General features: G+C 68.1%; 2 protein-coding genes. Both read right to left on the bottom strand.

The window, feature by feature from the left end:
• Positions 1-288 (bottom strand): hypothetical protein (locus AC5RWU_RS24010; protein ID WP_493986681.1); only part of this gene is annotated, 288 nt, incomplete at its 3' end.
• An 85-nt stretch (positions 289-373) separates the two neighbouring features.
• The gene (locus AC5RWU_RS24005; protein WP_493986680.1) at positions 374-2794 is read right to left on the bottom strand and encodes a multicopper oxidase domain-containing protein; all 2421 of its coding nucleotides are present in this window, start codon (positions 2792-2794) and stop codon (positions 374-376) included.
• Positions 2795-2992 lie beyond the last annotated feature (198 nt).

The raw sequence follows: 2992 nt of genomic DNA, 5'->3' as shown, positions 1-2992 counted from the left end.
CCGGCTGAAGTCCGCTGCCCCGGGGGTTCTGCTGAACACGGGGGACCCGGCCGCGGTGAACCGCGGGGAGCGTCCGGCGCGGATGATCCGCACCGCTGCGAAGGACGCCGGTGCCGTCAGGGGTGCGGTGCGTGCTCCGGTGGAGGTCATGGCGTAGGCGGTCGCGGCCGCCAGGGCGGCCGTTCCGGCCGCAACGGTGAAGGTGCGCCGCGTGATCGCGGGGGTTTTCAGTTCCCAGGAGGTCCCCGGTACTGCCCCCGGTGCTGTGCCCGGGTTGTGCACGGTCATTGGATGGTCATCCCCTTTATGGATGTCTGGCCCCCGGCGGGCCGGGCCCCTTCAGCCCGCCGGGGTGGATGGTGGGTTGGTGCTCTTATGCGGCGGTGACGGTAACGGTGCGGGTGGCCCTCACGGCCCGCGGACGCCAGGTCAAAAAGTCCACATGGATCTGGTAGCGGCCCGGGGCCGGCGGGCGGAGCAGGACGTCGTACTTCTCCGCCGCTCCGGAGGCAATGGTGCTGGTCATCAGCCGGTTGCCCGTTGCCCCTACCGGAAGGGCCGGCCCGGCCGGATTGGCGGTATTGCGCAGCGGGCGCCCGTCCTGGGAAATGATCTCGGCCATCGGCACCGGAGCCCCGGCCGCATCGGTAAAGCGGATCAGGGTGGGGAAGTAATCCACATTGAAGAACCGGACCAGGGTGGGGGCGCGGCCGTTGCCGTCCACATTGGCCCGCATTTCGGAGATGCTCCAGACATGCTCACCGGCCGGCCGTTCCGGAATAACGCCGCCGAGCAGGTAGAAATGGTCCGCCTCGAACCGGTTCAGGCCGGCATCCTCACCGGAGAGCCCGGCGGCGTGGTGCAGGTCGTGCCAGCGCGAATCCAGCGAGTAGGGCCCGATCAGGGTTTCGGTGGCAATGTCGTATTCGGGCCCGTCCACAAACGACCGCCGCGCCCCGGGAAGCGTCACGTCATCGTGGTTGGGGGGGTCAATGATGATCGGGCCGAACATCCCGTACTGCACGTGCAGCGGCGTGTTGACGTGGCAGTGGTAGAAGTACGTGCCCGCGGTGCCCTCGTTCGGGCTGCCGGCGATACCGATCTCCGGGCGCCACTGGTAGGTGTAATGGCCGGACACCTCGAAGGAGGTGTGGCCGACCCCGTCATTGCGCGGGTCCGGTTCGATGCCGTGCCAGTGGATGGTATGCACGTTCTTGCTGGGCTTGATCGTTCCGTGGACGATCTGGCCCTCGGTGGCCCGCATCAGGGTTCCGGGCAGCGCCCGGCCGGCGTCGGCGGCCTCGAAGCTCCACACCTCGTGTTCGGAGCCGTCCGGAAATTCCAGCTTCCGGTTGAAGAAATCAAACTCCAGGGACACATCCGGCCGCTGCGGAAACTCCGTTTCCGGGCTGCCCTCATGCGGCTGGTTGGCCGCGAAGTCCACCTGGCTGGGATAGAGCCCGTGTTCCTCCGGCTCCGGGTGCGCGGCCAGGACCCAGTCCGCGACCAGCCCGCCCGGATACAGGCCCCCGGCGGCCGTCTGGGACGGCTCGGCGTGGCAGTGCATCGGGTACTTCCAGTCCTTCGTCCGCGCCTCCCAGACCGCATCGGTCACTTCCGGCGGACGCCGGCACGGCAGCAGGGCCTCCTTGCGCTCCATCGGATTGACAAAGACCGTATCCTCCCACCGCTGCAGCACCGGCCGGCCGGCGGGATGGACGAATCCGGGCCCGCGCGGGAAGTCGAACCCGTTGGCCCGCACCACCCAGACATGGTTGCCGTGGAAGTGCAGCTGGTGGTCCACGATCCCGGTATTGACCATCCGGATCATCTGCCCGGTACGCACCGTGCCCGGGAACCGGGAGGCACTCAGATCCCGGACATCACCCTGCCGGGGAAAACCGGACGGGAGGGTGTCCTCGTGCCGGCGCTCGTTCAGCTCCTTGTCGGTGCTCACCGCCAGGGACTGGAAACCCGCGTAGTTGTTCAGGGTGAAGTAGCGGACATAGGCCGGTTGGGCGTCCGGGTCCACCGTGCCGCCCCGGGACGCGACCGCGGCCCACTCGGGCACGATATCGTGGCAGATCCACAGCCACTGCCGCTCGAACTCCAGCCGGCCCGGCGCCAGCCGCCACGCATCGGCCGGATCGATCACCACCAGCGCACCGTGCAGCCCCAGCACCCGTTCGACCGGTTCGTTGCCCGGATCCGAAAAAATGTAGGTGCCCGGCTCCGGGGCGTCCAGCACCACCTCCCCGACCGCCCCCGGGGCAATCGGCCCGGTGCCCACGTCCACACCGCGCGGCTCCAGCTCATTGCCGCCGGGACCCACATCATGGAAGACCAGCTGGTGCGGCTGGGCCAGGGTGTTGTGCACCCGCAGCCGGATAGTGGAGCCGGTCTCGGCAATCAGGGTCCGGGGCGGGAAGAAACTGGCCCAGTACGCCCGCCGGACCAGGTAATGGTGCGCGCTCTCCGGATCCGGACCCAAAGGCAGGGGCCGCCCGTGCGGCGGCAAAGCCGCCTCCAGCGGATAATGCCGGCTGGCCACGACCTGGCCGGTTGCGGTGAAGACATGCGGGGCCAGCCGCAGCGCCGCCTCCGGGTCATTGGCCGCCGCCGGACGGTCACCGAAACCGCGGTGATAGACCAGGGACCCGTCCACCATCGGCAGGAAACCCTCGTTGATATAGACATCGAGCACACCCGGCGCGGAAGGCACCGCGGCCGCGCGCTGACCTGCCGCCGTCCCGAAACCCAGGAAATTCCGGCGGTCGATACTGCTGTTGGCCATTTGGCCCACCCCGCACTGCGAGAAAAACTTCCGCGCACCCGGTAACGGCACACAACCGATCGGACGGATGAACGGGACGACGCAACCCCAACCAAGGACAACCCAGCCGTGATTCCTTCTTCTTAGCGTCGGAAGTTTAATTCCATCACCCCGGCACCCAGCAGAAAAACACCCACATGGGGGGTCGGCCACCCCCAA

This window comes from Arthrobacter sp. B0427-1-12, assembly GCF_059092905.1.
Note: the sequence above shows the minus strand (reverse complement) of the source record. Positions and strands in the feature narration are given on the sequence as shown.